Source organism: Roseateles sp. (genome assembly GCF_039595295.1).
GTDB lineage: Bacteria > Pseudomonadota > Gammaproteobacteria > Burkholderiales > Burkholderiaceae_C > Roseateles.
In genome coordinates this window covers 1-12,232 of sequence record NZ_JBCNLU010000065.1, presented here as the reverse complement: position 1 = coordinate 12,232, position 12,232 = coordinate 1, and the positions used below count along the sequence as shown (strand labels likewise).

Sequence of the window (12,232 nt, the reverse complement as noted above, 5' to 3'; positions counted from 1 at the left end):
CGGCGCAGCGCGCGGCGCTGGCGCTGGTGGCGCACGACAACGCCTTCCTCTGGGGGCCGCCGGGCACCGGCAAGACGACGACGCTGGGTGTGATGCTCGCCGAGTACCTCGACCGCCAGCCCCAAGCCCGCGTGCTGCTGCTCTCGACGACGAATCACGCGGTCGATCTGGCGACGCTGGCCGTCGACAAGGCGCTGCAGAAGGGGCGGCGCGAGCATCTGCGCGGCGCGGTGCGCCGCCTCGGCTCGCGCTTCGATGTCGATGCCTACGCGGGGCGCGAGCATCTGCTGCCGCCCTCGGGCGTGTCGTCGCCGCAGTCGCTGCGGGAGTGCCGGTTGGTCGCGATGACCACGACCCGGGCCGCCTTCACGCTGAAGGCGCTGCGCGAGTTCTCCGAAGGCGAGGGGCTCGAGAGCCGTAGCCTCGAGGGCATGGAGCTGGGCTGGACGCCGCCCTTCGATCTGATCGTGTTCGACGAAGCCAGTCAGGTCAGCCTGGCGCATGCGCTCGCGCTGATGCCGCTGGGCCGGGCGCGACTCTTCGCGGGCGATCCGCAGCAGCTCTCGCCGGTGCTGCGCAGCGAGGATCGCGGCGCCACGCTGTGGCTGGGGCGCTCGCCCTTCGCGGCGATGCCCAAAGGGCGCGCGGACGATCCGGTGAAGGCCGCGGTGGCGATGCTCGATGAGCAATCCCGCATGGCCGCGCCCATCGGCGATCTGGTCAGCGACCTGTTCTACGACGGCGCGCTGCGCGTCGCCGCCGATGCCTCGGCCTCCGAGGCCTGGCGCGCGGCGCGGGCGAGGGCGCTCGGCGACATCCCGGCGGACGTCCATGTGAGGGTGCATCGCGTGACGCGCGAGGGCGGCTGGTCGGCCAAGGACCGCGGCCCGGTGAGGCGAGAGTCGGCCGATGCGATCGCCGCCACCGTCGCGCAGGCGTTGGCCGATGGGCAGTGGCAGCCGGAGGAGTTGATCGTGCTGACGCCGTTCCGCGCGCAGCGGGCGCTGATCCGGCAGCGGCTGTCTGCTCAGGGCGTGGACGAGCGGGTGAAGGTCAGCACCGTGCACCGCGCGCAGGGCAGCGAGGCGCCGGTGGTGTTCTTCGATCCGGCCGACGGCACGCAGGCGTTTCTGCAGACGGAGGAGGCGCGGCGGCTGCTCAACGTGGCGCTGAGCCGGGCGCAGGCCAAGGTCGTGATCTACCTGTCCTCGGCCGACCTGACGAACCCGGTGCTGGCGCCCATCGTCCACCGGATGCGGCTGGCGGCCGATCCGCGCGAGCCGACACCCTTGATCCAGCTGGCCAAGGCGCCGGATTTCCCGTTCAACGCCAAGGGCCTGCGCGTGGTGGCGGGGCGGCTGGTGGGCGAGGTCCACCGCATCGCGCCGGACGGCAGGCAGTTCTGGGTCATCAACGAGAAGAGCGGGAACGAGGTCCTCATCGACACCGCATTCTGGCGCGATCGCTGAGCGCCTCGGCGCGCGGATCGCCGGGGCGAATCCGACGCCCAAAGGAAAACGCCCCGCAGAGCGGGGCGTTTCGATCAAGCGATCAGCGGGGGATCAGACCGGGACGCGGCGCAGCATTTCCACGCCGACGTCGCCATTGGCGACTTCGCGCAGCGCGGTCACGCCGGGCTTGTTCTTGGATTCCAGCTTCGGGGCGTGGCCCTGGCTCAGCATGCGGGCGCGATAGGTCGCGGCGAGCACCAGCTGGAAACGGTTCGGGATCTTGGTCAGGCAGTCTTCGACGGTGATGCGGGCCATGCTGGTTTCCTGCAGAAGCGGTTACTCGATGAGGTCGAGCGCACGGAACACGGTGGACCGGTTGCGGCGCTGGGTCGCGTATTTTAGCCGTTGTGCCTGGACGATGGCTTTCAAGTCGAAAAGCGCGGTCTCGAACACGGCATTGATCACCACGAAATCGAAGTGTTTCGCCTGCGCGACCTCGTTGCGGGCGGCGGTCATGCGCTTGGCGATGACGTCCTCGGCGGTGTCGCCGCGGCGGATCAGGCGCTGCTTGAGCTCGTCCCAGCTGGGGGGGAGGATGAAGATCAGCACCGCGTGCGGGAACAGCTGCTTGATCTGCAGCGCGCCCTGGTAGTCGATCTCCAGGACCACGTCCTCGCCATGGGCCAGGCGCGCCTCGATCGCGGCGCGGGAGGTGCCGTAGAGGTTGCCGTGGACCTCGGCCCACTCGAAGAACTCGGCGCGATCGACCATCGCGCGGAACTCCGCCTGGCTCACGAAGAGATATTCGCGGCCATGTTGTTCCTGGCCGCGCGGGTCGCGCGAGGTGTGCGAGACGGAGACGCTCAGTTTGGCGTCCAGTTCCAGCAGCGCCTTGACGAGGCTGGATTTGCCGGCGCCGCTCGGCGCGGCGACGACGAAGAGATTGCCCGGGTATTCCATCGGAAGATTTTACGCGGAGCGATGGCCGCTGCCCCCATGGCTGAGAGGCCAGGAGCGATCTTCATCACGCTCGTGAAAGCCAAGTCCCCGTCAGCTATCAAGAGAATCCGAGGCTTTGAGCGCTTTGCGGTTCTCAGCGGCAAGTCGCCGCTCGACCCGTTTGACATCCTCTGCCGCAGGCAGCGCTTCGGGATGAATGCCGCGCTCGACGAGCGTACGGCGGACGGCATCGTTGTTGGTGATGTGCTCTTCAGAGATGGCGTGTTCCGAAGAGAGGCGCTGAGATCTGCTATTGAAGATGGTGATCTCGGTCGCAAAGTCCTTGGCCTTGAGCACGATCGTCGGCGCAAAGTCCGCGAGGGGGCGCCCCTCTGGCACTCCCCAGGCCGCTTTCATGGCTTGGGTCGACTTGTTGAACAGGGCTCGATCGCCCTTGCTTCGAATCAGCGCAAAGTCCTCGTTTCCGCCCGCCTGCTCATAGATGACTTGCGACAATTCCTTCTCCGTCATGCTGAGCTTGCGTCGAGCCGAGATTCGTTCCGACTCGAGCAGACGCTGTTCGATCAGCTCTGCCTTGCGCGTTTGCACGGCGAAGTAGGTCTGTGCGAAGGCGATCTCGCGTTTGCCAGGGTCTCCGTTCTGCGCGATCAAGTAGCTGGCGAAACGAGTGAGCATCACATCATCGATCTCGCGCTCCGCACCGGACCCCAGTTCGACCATTTTGTTGACGTCAACAAAATGGTCCGCCACCTGATGGCCGGACACCTCGCAAGCCATGCGAGCTTTCGATAGCACCGCGGTGAAGTTGCGCCACTCGGCGTAGCCCAGCAGACGTTGGAGATCCCTGGCAAACCAATAGGCGACACCGGCTTCGGTTTGTTGTGCGTGGTCTTCGAAGGTGGCGGTCAACAGGTGAATCACTTCGGACTTCATGTCTGCGAACGAGGTTGAGGAGGGGGTGTCGACCTTCCATCAATGCACGCTCAAATGCCAGTGCCGTGCTTGATCGATGTCAATCGATCAGCGAATCGGATGCGATGCTCACTCGATGTTCTGCACCTGCTCCTTCATCTGCTCGATCGCGACTTTCATCTCGACCGAGATGTTGGTCAGCTCGATCGCGACCGCCTTGGAGCCCAGCGTGTTGGCCTCGCGATGCAGCTCCTGCATCAGGAAGTCCAGCCGCTTGCCGATGTCGCCGCCCTTCTTGAGCAGGCGTTCAACCTCGTCCAGATGCGCGCGCAGCCGGGTCAGCTCCTCCGCCACGTCGATGCGCAGCGCGTAGGCCGCGGCCTCGTTGACGGCGCGTTCCTGCAGCGTCTGCTCGGAGATGGTCTGTGCGGCGCCCGAAGCGCTCAGCGCTTCCTGCCAGCGCTCCAGGAATCGCTCCCGCTGGCGCTGCACCGCTGCCGGAATCAGCGGCTCGGCTTGTGTGGCGAGGTCCCGCAAAGTGGCGACGCGCTGCTTGAGCATCGTCACCAGCTTGCCACCTTCGCGCTCCCGCGCTTCCAGGAATCCCTTGATGCAGGCGCGGGCCGCGTCCAGCACGGTCTCCTCCGCGGCGGTGCTGGTCGTCGCACCGGTCTTGCACCAGTTCAAGGCCTCCTGGACGCTCAAGCCCTGCGCCTTCGGCAGCCAGGATTGCACCTGCGATTCCAGCCGCGCCAGCCGGTTGAGCTGCTCCGGCTGCGGGTTCGGCCAGGCGTTGTCGGTCTCGCGATGGGTACTGATGCGCAGCTCCATCTTCCCGCGCTTGACCTGACCGGTGATCAGGTCGCGCAGCGCGGGCTCCAGCGCCCGGAGCTCGTCCGGCATGCGGAAGCTCAGATCCAGGAAGCGGCCGTTCACCGACCGGGCCTCCACCGTCACCGCCGAAGCGGTGGCTGGGTTAGGGGTTTCGCCGGAGTTCGAAGGTTGTGCCGTGGCGCTGGCATAACCGGTCATGCTGTAAACTGGCATCAGCTATCGGTAGAGAAATCGAACCGCGATTATGTCAAAGCCCAAACCGGCGCCCTTGCCCGCAGGCACCGTCGTGGGGGGCTATCAGATCATCAAAAAGCTGGCTGCGGGCGGATTCGGCGTCGTGTATTTGGCCGAAGACCCCGACCATCATTTGGTGGCGCTGAAGGAATACCTCCCCTCGTCCCTGGCCGAACGGTCCCCCGGCGAACTCACGCCGCGCGTCAAGCCCGAGAAGCAACCGTTGTACCGGCTCGGTCTGCGTAGCTTCTTCGAGGAGGGGCGTTCGCTCGCCCAGATTTCGCACCCCAGCGTGGTCTCGGTGCTGAATTTCCTGCGCGAAAACGAGACCGTCTATATGGTCATGAATTACCTGCAGGGCGACACGCTGCAGGATTTCATCGTGACCGCGCGCGATTTGAAGCGCGACAAAGTCTTCCGCGAATCGACCATCCGATCGCTGTTCGACGAGATTCTCAAGGGCCTGCGCATCGTGCATCAGCACAAGATGCTGCACCTGGACATCAAGCCCGCGAATATTTTCATCACCAACGACAACAAGGCGGTGCTGCTCGATTTCGGCGCGGCGCGCGAAGTGCTGTCCAAGGAAGGCAACTTCATCCGGCCGATGTACACGCCCGGCTTCGCCGCGCCCGAGATGTACCGCCGCGACGGCTCGCTGGGTCCGTGGACCGACATCTACGCCATCGGCGCCTGCATCTACGCCTGCATGCAGGGCTACCCGCCTAATGACGCCCCCCAGCGTCTGGAGAAGGACCGGCTCGGCCTGTCGCTCTCGCGCCTGCGCAACGTGTACTCGGACAACCTGCTCGAAGTGACCGAATGGTGCATGTCGCTGGATCCGCTGACCCGTCCGCAAAGCGTCTTCGCGCTGCAGAAGGAACTCTCGCGCGAGACCGAACGCCGCTACACGAAGCTCAGCTTCAGTGAGCGCCTGAAGCTGCAGCTGGAGAACCTGAAGACCGGGGCCAAGGCGTGAAGTTCTCCGTCTATCAGGTGAGCCGCCGCGGCGGCCGCGAGAAGAACGAGGACCGCATGGGGTATTGCTATACCCGCGAGTCCGGTCTGTTCGCGCTTGCCGACGGCATGGGCGGCCACCCCGAGGGCGAGGTCGCCGCGCACATGGCGCTGCAGAACGTCGCGGCGCTGTTCCAGCGTGACGCGCATCCCATCCTCAAGGAGCCGGCGCAGTTCCTCGAGACCGCTGTGCTGCTCGCGCATCAGCAGCTGATCGCCTACGCCGCGCAGCGCGGCATGAGCGACACGCCGCGCACGACCATCGTCGTCGGGCTGATGCAGCAGGGCCAGCTGTGGTGGGCGCACTGCGGCGACTCGCGCATGTACCTGCTGCGCGAGTCCGAACTCATCGCCCGCACCCGCGACCATTCCTACAGCGAGCTGCAGGAGGCGCTGGGCCGCCATGCGGCAGGCGCCGAGCGCTTCAACCGCCATGTGCTGTTCACCTGCCTGGGCAGCCCGGGCAAGCCGATGATCGACGTCAACGGCCCGGTGCTGCTGCAGAACGGCGATCGCATGCTGCTGTGCTCGGACGGGCTATGGAGCTCGGTCTCCGACGTGGACATCCTGCGTCATCTCTCCGACAGCCGCAGCGTCGCGGACGCGGTGCCCGAGCTCGTCGAGCAGGCGCTGCGTCAGGCCGGCGCGCGCAGCGACAACGTCACCGCCTTGGCGGTGGAGTGGGAAGGCGAGGGCGACGCCCCCGACTCGATCTCCACCCAGGACCTGGACGACGAGGGCTTCGCCTCGACCATCCAGGGCGCGGCCGGTTCCGACGTGCAATTGGACGAAGCCGAAATCGATTCAGCCGTGCGCGAGATCCAGGACGCGATCCGCCGCGCCGGCAAGAAACCCACCTGAAGGAAGAATCCATGACCGCCATCGCCTCCCGCCCGCAGGGGCGCGCGGCCGACGCTCTGCGTCCGGTGCGCATCACCCGCCACTACACCCGTCACGCCGAGGGCGCCGTGCTGATCGAGTTCGGCGACACCAAGGTGTTGTGCACCGCCTCGGTCGAGGAGAAGGTGCCCCCGCACAAGAAGGGCAGCGGCGAAGGCTGGGTCACCGCCGAGTACGGCATGCTGCCCCGCGCCACGCACACCCGCAGCGACCGCGAGGCCGCCCGCGGCAAGCAGACCGGCCGCACGCAGGAGATCCAGCGCCTGATCGGCCGCGCGCTGCGCGCCGTCTTCGACCTGTCCAAGCTGGGCGAGCGCACCATCCAGATCGACTGCGACGTGATCCAGGCCGACGGCGGCACCCGCACCGCGGCGATCACCGGCGCCTACGTGGCCGCGCACGACGCGGTGAACTGGCTGTTGTCGCAGGGCAAGATCGCCGCGTCCCCGCTGAAGGACGCGGTGGCCGCAATCTCCGTGGGCATCCTGGACGGCCAGGCGCTGCTGGACCTGGAGTACGTCGAGGACTCCGCCTGCGACACCGACATGAACGTGGTCATGACCGGCGCGGGACACTTCGTCGAGCTGCAGGGCACCGCCGAAGGCGTGGCCTTCACCCGCGCCGAAGTCGACGTGCTGCTGAACCTGGCCGAGAAGGGCATCCGCGAGCTGCTCGTCGCGCAGCGCGAGGCCCTGGGTCTCAAGTAAACCGGAAGGGGCCCGCACCGGGGTCCCGAACGATCTTCAAGGAGTGGAGCAAGCGATGAAGTTGGTCCTGGCCTCCAACAACGCGAAGAAGCTGAAGGAACTGCAGGCGCTGTTCCAGCCGCTGGCGATCGAGCTCGTCACGCAGGGCAGCCTGGGCATTCCGGAAGCGGAAGAACCGTTTCATACCTTCGTCGAGAACGCGCTGACCAAGGCGCGCCACGCGGCCAAGGCCAGCGGCTTGCCGGCGCTGGCCGACGACTCGGGCCTGGCGGTGGACGCGCTGGGCGGCATGCCGGGCGTGCTGTCGGCGCGCTACGCGACGCTGTTCGGCCGCGAGAAGAGCGATGCCGAGAACAACCGCGTGCTGCTCGAGAAGCTCGATGGCATCGAGGATCGCCGCGCGCGCTTCGTCTGCGCGCTGGTGGCGGTGCGCTCGGCCGACGATCCCGAGCCGCTGATCGCGCTGGGCCGCTGGCAGGGCGAGATCCTGCAGGCGGAAGAGGGCGAAGGCGGCTTCGGCTACGACCCGCTGCTGTTGATTCCCGAACTCGGGAAGAGCGTCGCGACGCTGGGCGCGGACGTGAAGAACCGATTGAGCCATCGCGCGCTGGCCTCGCAAGAGCTGCTGCGCCAGATGCGCGAAAGCTGGCATCTTGGCTGACATCATCCGCATGATGCGGCCCGGCACGCTGACGCTGTCGGCGCTGCCGCCGCTGTCGCTGTACGTGCACCTGCCCTGGTGCCTGCGCAAATGCCCGTACTGCGATTTCAACTCGCACGAATATCGCAACGGGCGTGAGCTCGACGTGGACACCGCGCGGCAATACCTCGCCGCGCTGCGCTCGGACCTGGAGGCGGCGCTCCCCTTGATCTGGGGCCGCCCGGTCGTGTCCATCTTCATCGGCGGCGGCACACCCAGCCTGTTCGCGCCGGAGCAGATCGCCGAGCTGATCTCCGACCTGCGCGCGCGCCTGCCGCTGGAGCCGGGCTGCGAGATCACGATGGAGGCCAACCCCGGCACCTTCGAGAAGGACCGCTTCGCCGGCTTCGCGCAGGCGGGCGTGACGCGGCTGTCCATCGGGGTGCAGAGCTTCGACGACGCCAAGCTGCACGCGCTGGGCCGCATCCACAGCGGCACGCAGGCGCGAGCGGCGATCGACGAGGCGGCGCGCGCGTTCGGCACCTTCAACATCGACCTCATGTACGCGCTGCCGGAGCAGACGCTGGAGGAGCTCGACCAGGACCTGGCGATCGCGCTGTCCTACGCGCCGCCGCACCTGTCGGTCTATCACCTGACCATCGAGCCCAACACCCGCTTCGCCAACGCGCCGCCGGAACATCTGCCCGATCCCGATCTGGCCAGCGAGATGCTGGACCTGATCACCGCCCGCACCGGCGAGCGCGGCATGTCGCGCTACGAGGTCTCGGCCTATGCGCGCGAGGGCCATCGCTGCACGCACAACACCAACTACTGGCAGTTCGGCGATTACCTGGGCATCGGCGCGGGCGCGCACACCAAGCTGAGCTTCGCCCACCGCATCCTGCGCCAGGTGCGTTGGCGTGATCCGGCCACCTTCATGCAGAAGGCGGCCGAGGGTCAGGCCGTGTCCAACGAGAACGAAGTCGCGCGCAACGAGCTGCCCTTCGAGTTCATGCTCAATGCGCTGCGCCTGCGCGAGGGCGTGACGATGCAGAGCTTCCTGGAGCGCACCGGGCTGCCGCCGTCCTCGATCGCCAAGGCGATGGCGCAGGGCCGCGAGAAGGGCCTGCTGGACGCGGATCCGGCGGTGATCCGGGCGACGCCCAAGGGCTTCGACTTCCTCAGCGATCTGCAGGAACTGTTCCTGTCGTCGTGAGCGCGTCGCCGCGGGCCGCGGCGACTTTCCCCGTCGACAGGCAGGTCGTCGCGCCGTCCAGGGCCGCGCGGGATTGCGCGGTCTCCTCGCGCAGCCAGGCGATGAAAGCGCTGACGGCGGGCTCGTCGCGCGTGCCGGGCCGATAGACGATGTGATAGCGCTGAGGCTCCTTCAGCATGGCTTGCCGCGGCGCGACGCGCACCAGCCGGCCGTCCAGCAGCGCATCCGCCGCCAGCAACTCGCGCGTCAGGCCGACCCCGATGCCTTGCTCCGCCGCCTGCAGCAGGATGCCGAAGTCGTTGAAGATCGCGACCGGCACGACCTGGCGCCGCAATCCGGCCTGCTCGAACCAGGTTTCCCACTGGCCCGGATCGCCCAGCAACGGCGCCTGCGCGAGCGCCTCCAGCGGTTGCCCGATCAGCTGATGCGCCAGCGCCGGCGAGGCCACCGGCAACATGGACAGATCGAAGAACGGCTCGCTCTCCACGCCCGGCCACGGCCCCAGGCCCTGACGCATCGCGATGTCGAAGCCCTCGCGCTCCAGATCGACCAAGCGTGGCGTGGCCTCGATCTCCAGCGTGACCTCGGGGTGCTGCGCATGCCAGCGGCCCAGTCGCGGCAACAGCCAGCGCTGCGCGAAGGAAGGCAGCACGGTCACGCGCAGGCTGCGCTGCTCGACGCCGTGCGCGGCGGTCGCGGCGCGCAAGCCCTGGTCGAGCTCCTGATAGGCGCGCTCGACGCCGCGCAGCAACGCGGTGCCGGCGGCGTTGAGCACCACCCGCCGCCCCTGACGATCGAAGACCGGAAAGCCGAGCTGCAACTCCAGCGCGCGGATCTGCTGGCTGACCGCGCTGTGGGTCAGGTTCAGCTCCTCGGACGCGGCGCGCAGGTTCTGATGCAGCGCGGCGGCGCGAAACGCCGCCAGGTACTGGAGCGGAAGGCGGGGCGGGCGCATGGGGGGAGGGCTCCTTGCTGGAAAGAATGGCTGCACAAGGAGGCAAGGATATAGCGTTTGGATCGCGCCTGCTGGGCATCTACAGTGACCAACATCGATGCAGAAGGAGCGACCATGAACGAGCCCGACATCCCCTTTGCTCACACGCCCGCGCCTTGCGCGACCGGCGTTCCCGGCCTGGCGTGCGCGACGGAAACGAGCGGCGCCGCACCGGCGTCGGCCTGCTACGCGTACTCGGCCTGGCCCCGCTATCCGGTCATCGGGCCGGCGCTGCTGGTCGTGGTGGCCGTCCTGTCGGCGCTGCTGCTGGTGTCCAACGCCAGCGCCTTCAACGACGTGAACGCGGAGATCCAGATCGCCGCCCGCGAGCAGCGGGTCGCGCGCGAGCAAGCGGCGGAGCGGCAGGCCAAGGCCGAGGCGGCGCGGCGGGCGCTGCTCGCCGATGCGGTCGCGGGTGCCAGTTCCCGCGCGGAGGCCAAGCGCAAGTGATGCGTCCCGGGCTCGCGGCGATCCGCCTGCGAGCCCGGGCCATTCGCTCTCGTCAGTCCTGGGTGCCGTTCTCCTTCTCCGGCGCCGTCCAGCGCGGATCGTTCACCAGCCCCTGCGTGGTGACGTAGAGATCGCGCTTGCGCTCAAAGGCGGCGAGCGTCGTCGTCTCCATCATCGTGTCGTCGTCGAGGATCGCGGTGTAGGCCGCGATCACGCGCTGGCAGTCGTCGGAGGCCGGATCGGCGAGCGCCGCCAGCACCCGGTCCACCTTGCCCGACTTCAGCTCTTCGCCGAAGTACTCGCCCTCGAAGTGCGGGAACTGCGTGTAGACCCGGCCCAGCGACGCGGCGCTCGCCGCCTCGCGGATGCTCGCGTTGAGCGTCCACATCGCGCCGCGCTGCATGCCGCGCTTGGTCTTCACGAACGGCGTGTCGGCATCGTGGATCACGCGATACGGCACGCGAAAGTGATTCAGCACCCGCGCGAACATCGGCAGGTTGGCCTTGCCCAGGCAGTTGATGACGTGCAGCTTGCGCCCGAGCACGCGCGCCACATGGGTCAGCGCGACCTGCTCGGTGGGGCCTTCCACCAGCACGATGTCGTCGTAAAAGAAGAACTCGTTGACCACCGGATTGCAGGCCCGGACCATTTGCAGCCGCTCGCGCTCCTGCGCGTCGAAGGAAACCTTGTCCGTGGAGACCACGTGCTCCACGCCACCGGGCCGGTTCTCGACCCGGATGATGGTCGTGTGGTCCTTGGACAGGTCGATGAAGATCGGCGAGTGCGTGGTCGCGATGACCTGCCAGTCCGGGTTGTCCAGGGCGAAGGCATAGAGCGCCTCCCGCGCGTCGCGGATGGTGGGCGGATGCAGGAAGGCCTCGGGCTCGTCGATCAGCAGGATGCGCGGCGCCACCGTGTCCGCCGCCTTGCGCTTCGCGCCGCCCGACATCACCGTCAGCGTCGACCACAGCAGCGCGCGCTGCAGCCCCGTGCCCTGTTGATCGAGCGGGGAGCTCGTGCCCTGCGTCACCTGCAGGAAGGAGTCGGCGGCGATCAGCTTCTCGTCGATCGCGTCCTTGGAGCGCGGTACCAGCTCGATGGTCGTGCCGGGGAAGACCCGCGCCACATGGGTGGTGATCCGCGCGGAGATCTCGTCGAAGGACTGCTTGGCGCCGACGAAGATCTGCTGCGCCAGCTGCTCGATCTGATCGAAGGCCGCCTGGGTCTGGGCCGAGTCCGCCTTGAGGCTCTGCTTGACGTGGTCCTTGAGCATGGCCAGCAGCTTGGCCTGCGTCGTGTCCATCGGATCGTTGGGGCGGATGCGCACGGGCTGCGGGATGCGGCTCATGATCATCGAGTCCCAGCCGCCCAGCCCTCCGTCGACGAAGGTGGCCGATTCCGGCTGGAAGGACTGCTTGCGCGCGCGCTCGTCGGGGTTTTTCCAGACGTAGCGGAAGGCGACGCACTCGCCGAACTCGGCATGCGCATGGCGCCAGCCCTTGCCGATGACCTCCTCGTCCTCGGGTGTGATCTCGTTGAAGTAGCCGGTGATGGTAATGGGCAGGGCGGTGATGCGGTTGTGGAAATGGCTCTCGGGCAGCTCCTTGCCGCTGGAGGCCAGGGCCTCGTAGGCGTCGAGGATGGTGGACTTGCCCACGTTGTTGCGGCCGATCAGCACGACGATCTCGTCGATCCGGATCAGGCAGCCTTGCGGGCCGATGCTCTTGAAGTTCTCGACTTTGAATCCAGCCAGTCGCATGCGTGTCTCCTTGAAGTGGAAGCGAAGGGATCCGATCGACTCGACGCGTCGACCCGCCGGTGAAGGTCGGTCGGGCGCCGGAAGTCGATCAGGCAAGCCTGCGTGCTGGCGTGAATGGCTGGTGGTTCGAAGTCAGCTTGTCCGCAAAGTTGAGGAGC

At 67.4% G+C, this 12,232-nt stretch carries 13 protein-coding genes; 7 read left to right on the top strand and 6 right to left on the bottom strand.

Translation table 11 applies throughout. The features are described 5' to 3' along the window. The coding region (locus ABDW59_RS23750; protein ID WP_343633809.1) for an ATP-binding protein at positions 1 to 1,469 on the top strand (1,469 nt) is incomplete at its 5' end. A gap of 93 nt (positions 1,470 to 1,562) precedes the next feature. On the opposite strand, the gene rpoZ is transcribed toward ABDW59_RS23750, so the two are convergent. From rpoZ to ABDW59_RS23730, 4 genes are all read right to left on the bottom strand, one after another. Beyond that, positions 1,563 to 1,766 carry a DNA-directed RNA polymerase subunit omega gene (rpoZ, locus tag ABDW59_RS23745; RefSeq protein ID WP_058936171.1) on the bottom strand — a complete coding sequence of 68 codons (204 nt, stop codon included), beginning with the start codon at positions 1,764 to 1,766 and terminating at the stop codon, positions 1,563 to 1,565. A 21-nt stretch (positions 1,767 to 1,787) separates the two neighbouring features. Then, entirely contained in the window at positions 1,788 to 2,411 is a 624-nt protein-coding gene (gene gmk / locus ABDW59_RS23740) for a guanylate kinase (protein WP_343633807.1), read from the bottom strand. 90 nt (positions 2,412 to 2,501) lie between these two features. Then, positions 2,502 to 3,344 carry a DNA damage-inducible protein D gene (gene dinD / locus ABDW59_RS23735; RefSeq protein ID WP_343633805.1) on the bottom strand — a complete coding sequence of 281 codons (843 nt, stop codon included), beginning with the start codon at positions 3,342 to 3,344 and terminating at the stop codon, positions 2,502 to 2,504. Positions 3,345 to 3,452: 108 nt separating this feature from the next. Continuing rightward, positions 3,453 to 4,370 carry a YicC/YloC family endoribonuclease gene (locus ABDW59_RS23730; RefSeq protein WP_343633803.1) on the bottom strand — a complete coding sequence of 306 codons (918 nt, stop codon included), beginning with the start codon at positions 4,368 to 4,370 and terminating at the stop codon, positions 3,453 to 3,455. Between the two features lie 31 nt (positions 4,371 to 4,401). On the opposite strand from ABDW59_RS23730, the gene ABDW59_RS23725 reads away from it, so the two are divergent. The 5 genes from ABDW59_RS23725 to hemW are packed head-to-tail and all read left to right on the top strand — an operon-like array spanning position 4,402 to position 8,871. Then, entirely contained in the window at positions 4,402 to 5,370 is a 969-nt protein-coding gene (locus tag ABDW59_RS23725) for a serine/threonine-protein kinase (protein WP_058936168.1), read from the top strand. Beyond that, positions 5,367 to 6,269 carry a PP2C family serine/threonine-protein phosphatase gene (locus tag ABDW59_RS23720; RefSeq protein ID WP_343633801.1) on the top strand — a complete coding sequence of 301 codons (903 nt, stop codon included), beginning with the start codon at positions 5,367 to 5,369 and terminating at the stop codon, positions 6,267 to 6,269. The genes ABDW59_RS23725 and ABDW59_RS23720 overlap by 4 nt, the downstream gene beginning before the upstream one ends. 11 nt (positions 6,270 to 6,280) lie before the next feature. Next, entirely contained in the window at positions 6,281 to 7,015 is a 735-nt protein-coding gene (gene rph, locus ABDW59_RS23715) for a ribonuclease PH (protein WP_343633800.1), read from the top strand. Positions 7,016 to 7,070: 55 nt separating this feature from the next. Then, positions 7,071 to 7,676, top strand: coding sequence for an RdgB/HAM1 family non-canonical purine NTP pyrophosphatase (gene rdgB, locus ABDW59_RS23710; protein ID WP_343633799.1), 606 nt, complete (start codon positions 7,071 to 7,073; stop codon positions 7,674 to 7,676). 10 nt (positions 7,677 to 7,686) lie between these two features. After that, positions 7,687 to 8,871, top strand: coding sequence for a radical SAM family heme chaperone HemW (gene hemW, locus ABDW59_RS23705; RefSeq protein ID WP_343633811.1), 1,185 nt, complete (start codon positions 7,687 to 7,689; stop codon positions 8,869 to 8,871). On the opposite strand, the gene ABDW59_RS23700 is transcribed toward hemW, so the two are convergent. Next, the gene (locus tag ABDW59_RS23700; RefSeq protein WP_343633797.1) at positions 8,837 to 9,826 is read right to left on the bottom strand and encodes a LysR substrate-binding domain-containing protein; all 990 of its coding nucleotides are present in this window, start codon (positions 9,824 to 9,826) and stop codon (positions 8,837 to 8,839) included. The genes hemW and ABDW59_RS23700 overlap by 35 nt on opposite strands. A 114-nt stretch (positions 9,827 to 9,940) precedes the next feature. On the opposite strand from ABDW59_RS23700, the gene ABDW59_RS23695 reads away from it, so the two are divergent. Beyond that, positions 9,941 to 10,315, top strand: coding sequence for a hypothetical protein (locus ABDW59_RS23695; protein ID WP_343633795.1), 375 nt, complete (start codon positions 9,941 to 9,943; stop codon positions 10,313 to 10,315). Between the two features lie 52 nt (positions 10,316 to 10,367). Here the strand turns inward: ABDW59_RS23695 and ABDW59_RS23690 are convergent, their stop codons facing one another. After that, entirely contained in the window at positions 10,368 to 12,074 is a 1,707-nt protein-coding gene (locus tag ABDW59_RS23690; protein ID WP_343633793.1) for an AAA family ATPase, read from the bottom strand. Between the last annotated feature and the right edge of the window lie 158 nt (positions 12,075 to 12,232).

What these genes read in the sequence shown, in the direction of transcription:
- rpoZ (WP_058936171.1), bottom strand. Translation starts at nt 1,766, where the DNA reads ATGGCCCGCATCACCGTCGAAGACTGCCTGACCAAGATCCCGAACCGT.
- gmk (WP_343633807.1), bottom strand. Translation starts at nt 2,411, where the DNA reads ATGGAATACCCGGGCAATCTCTTCGTCGTCGCCGCGCCGAGCGGCGCC.
- dinD (WP_343633805.1), bottom strand. Translation starts at nt 3,344, where the DNA reads ATGAAGTCCGAAGTGATTCACCTGTTGACCGCCACCTTCGAAGACCAC.
- ABDW59_RS23730 (WP_343633803.1), bottom strand. Translation starts at nt 4,370, where the DNA reads ATGCCAGTTTACAGCATGACCGGTTATGCCAGCGCCACGGCACAACCT.
- ABDW59_RS23725 (WP_058936168.1), top strand. Translation starts at nt 4,402, where the DNA reads ATGTCAAAGCCCAAACCGGCGCCCTTGCCCGCAGGCACCGTCGTGGGG.
- rph (WP_343633800.1), top strand. Translation starts at nt 6,281, where the DNA reads ATGACCGCCATCGCCTCCCGCCCGCAGGGGCGCGCGGCCGACGCTCTG.
- rdgB (WP_343633799.1), top strand. Translation starts at nt 7,071, where the DNA reads ATGAAGTTGGTCCTGGCCTCCAACAACGCGAAGAAGCTGAAGGAACTG.
- hemW (WP_343633811.1), top strand. Translation starts at nt 7,687, where the DNA reads ATGATGCGGCCCGGCACGCTGACGCTGTCGGCGCTGCCGCCGCTGTCG.
- ABDW59_RS23700 (WP_343633797.1), bottom strand. Translation starts at nt 9,826, where the DNA reads ATGCGCCCGCCCCGCCTTCCGCTCCAGTACCTGGCGGCGTTTCGCGCC.
- ABDW59_RS23695 (WP_343633795.1), top strand. Translation starts at nt 9,941, where the DNA reads ATGAACGAGCCCGACATCCCCTTTGCTCACACGCCCGCGCCTTGCGCG.
- ABDW59_RS23690 (WP_343633793.1), bottom strand. Translation starts at nt 12,074, where the DNA reads ATGCGACTGGCTGGATTCAAAGTCGAGAACTTCAAGAGCATCGGCCCG.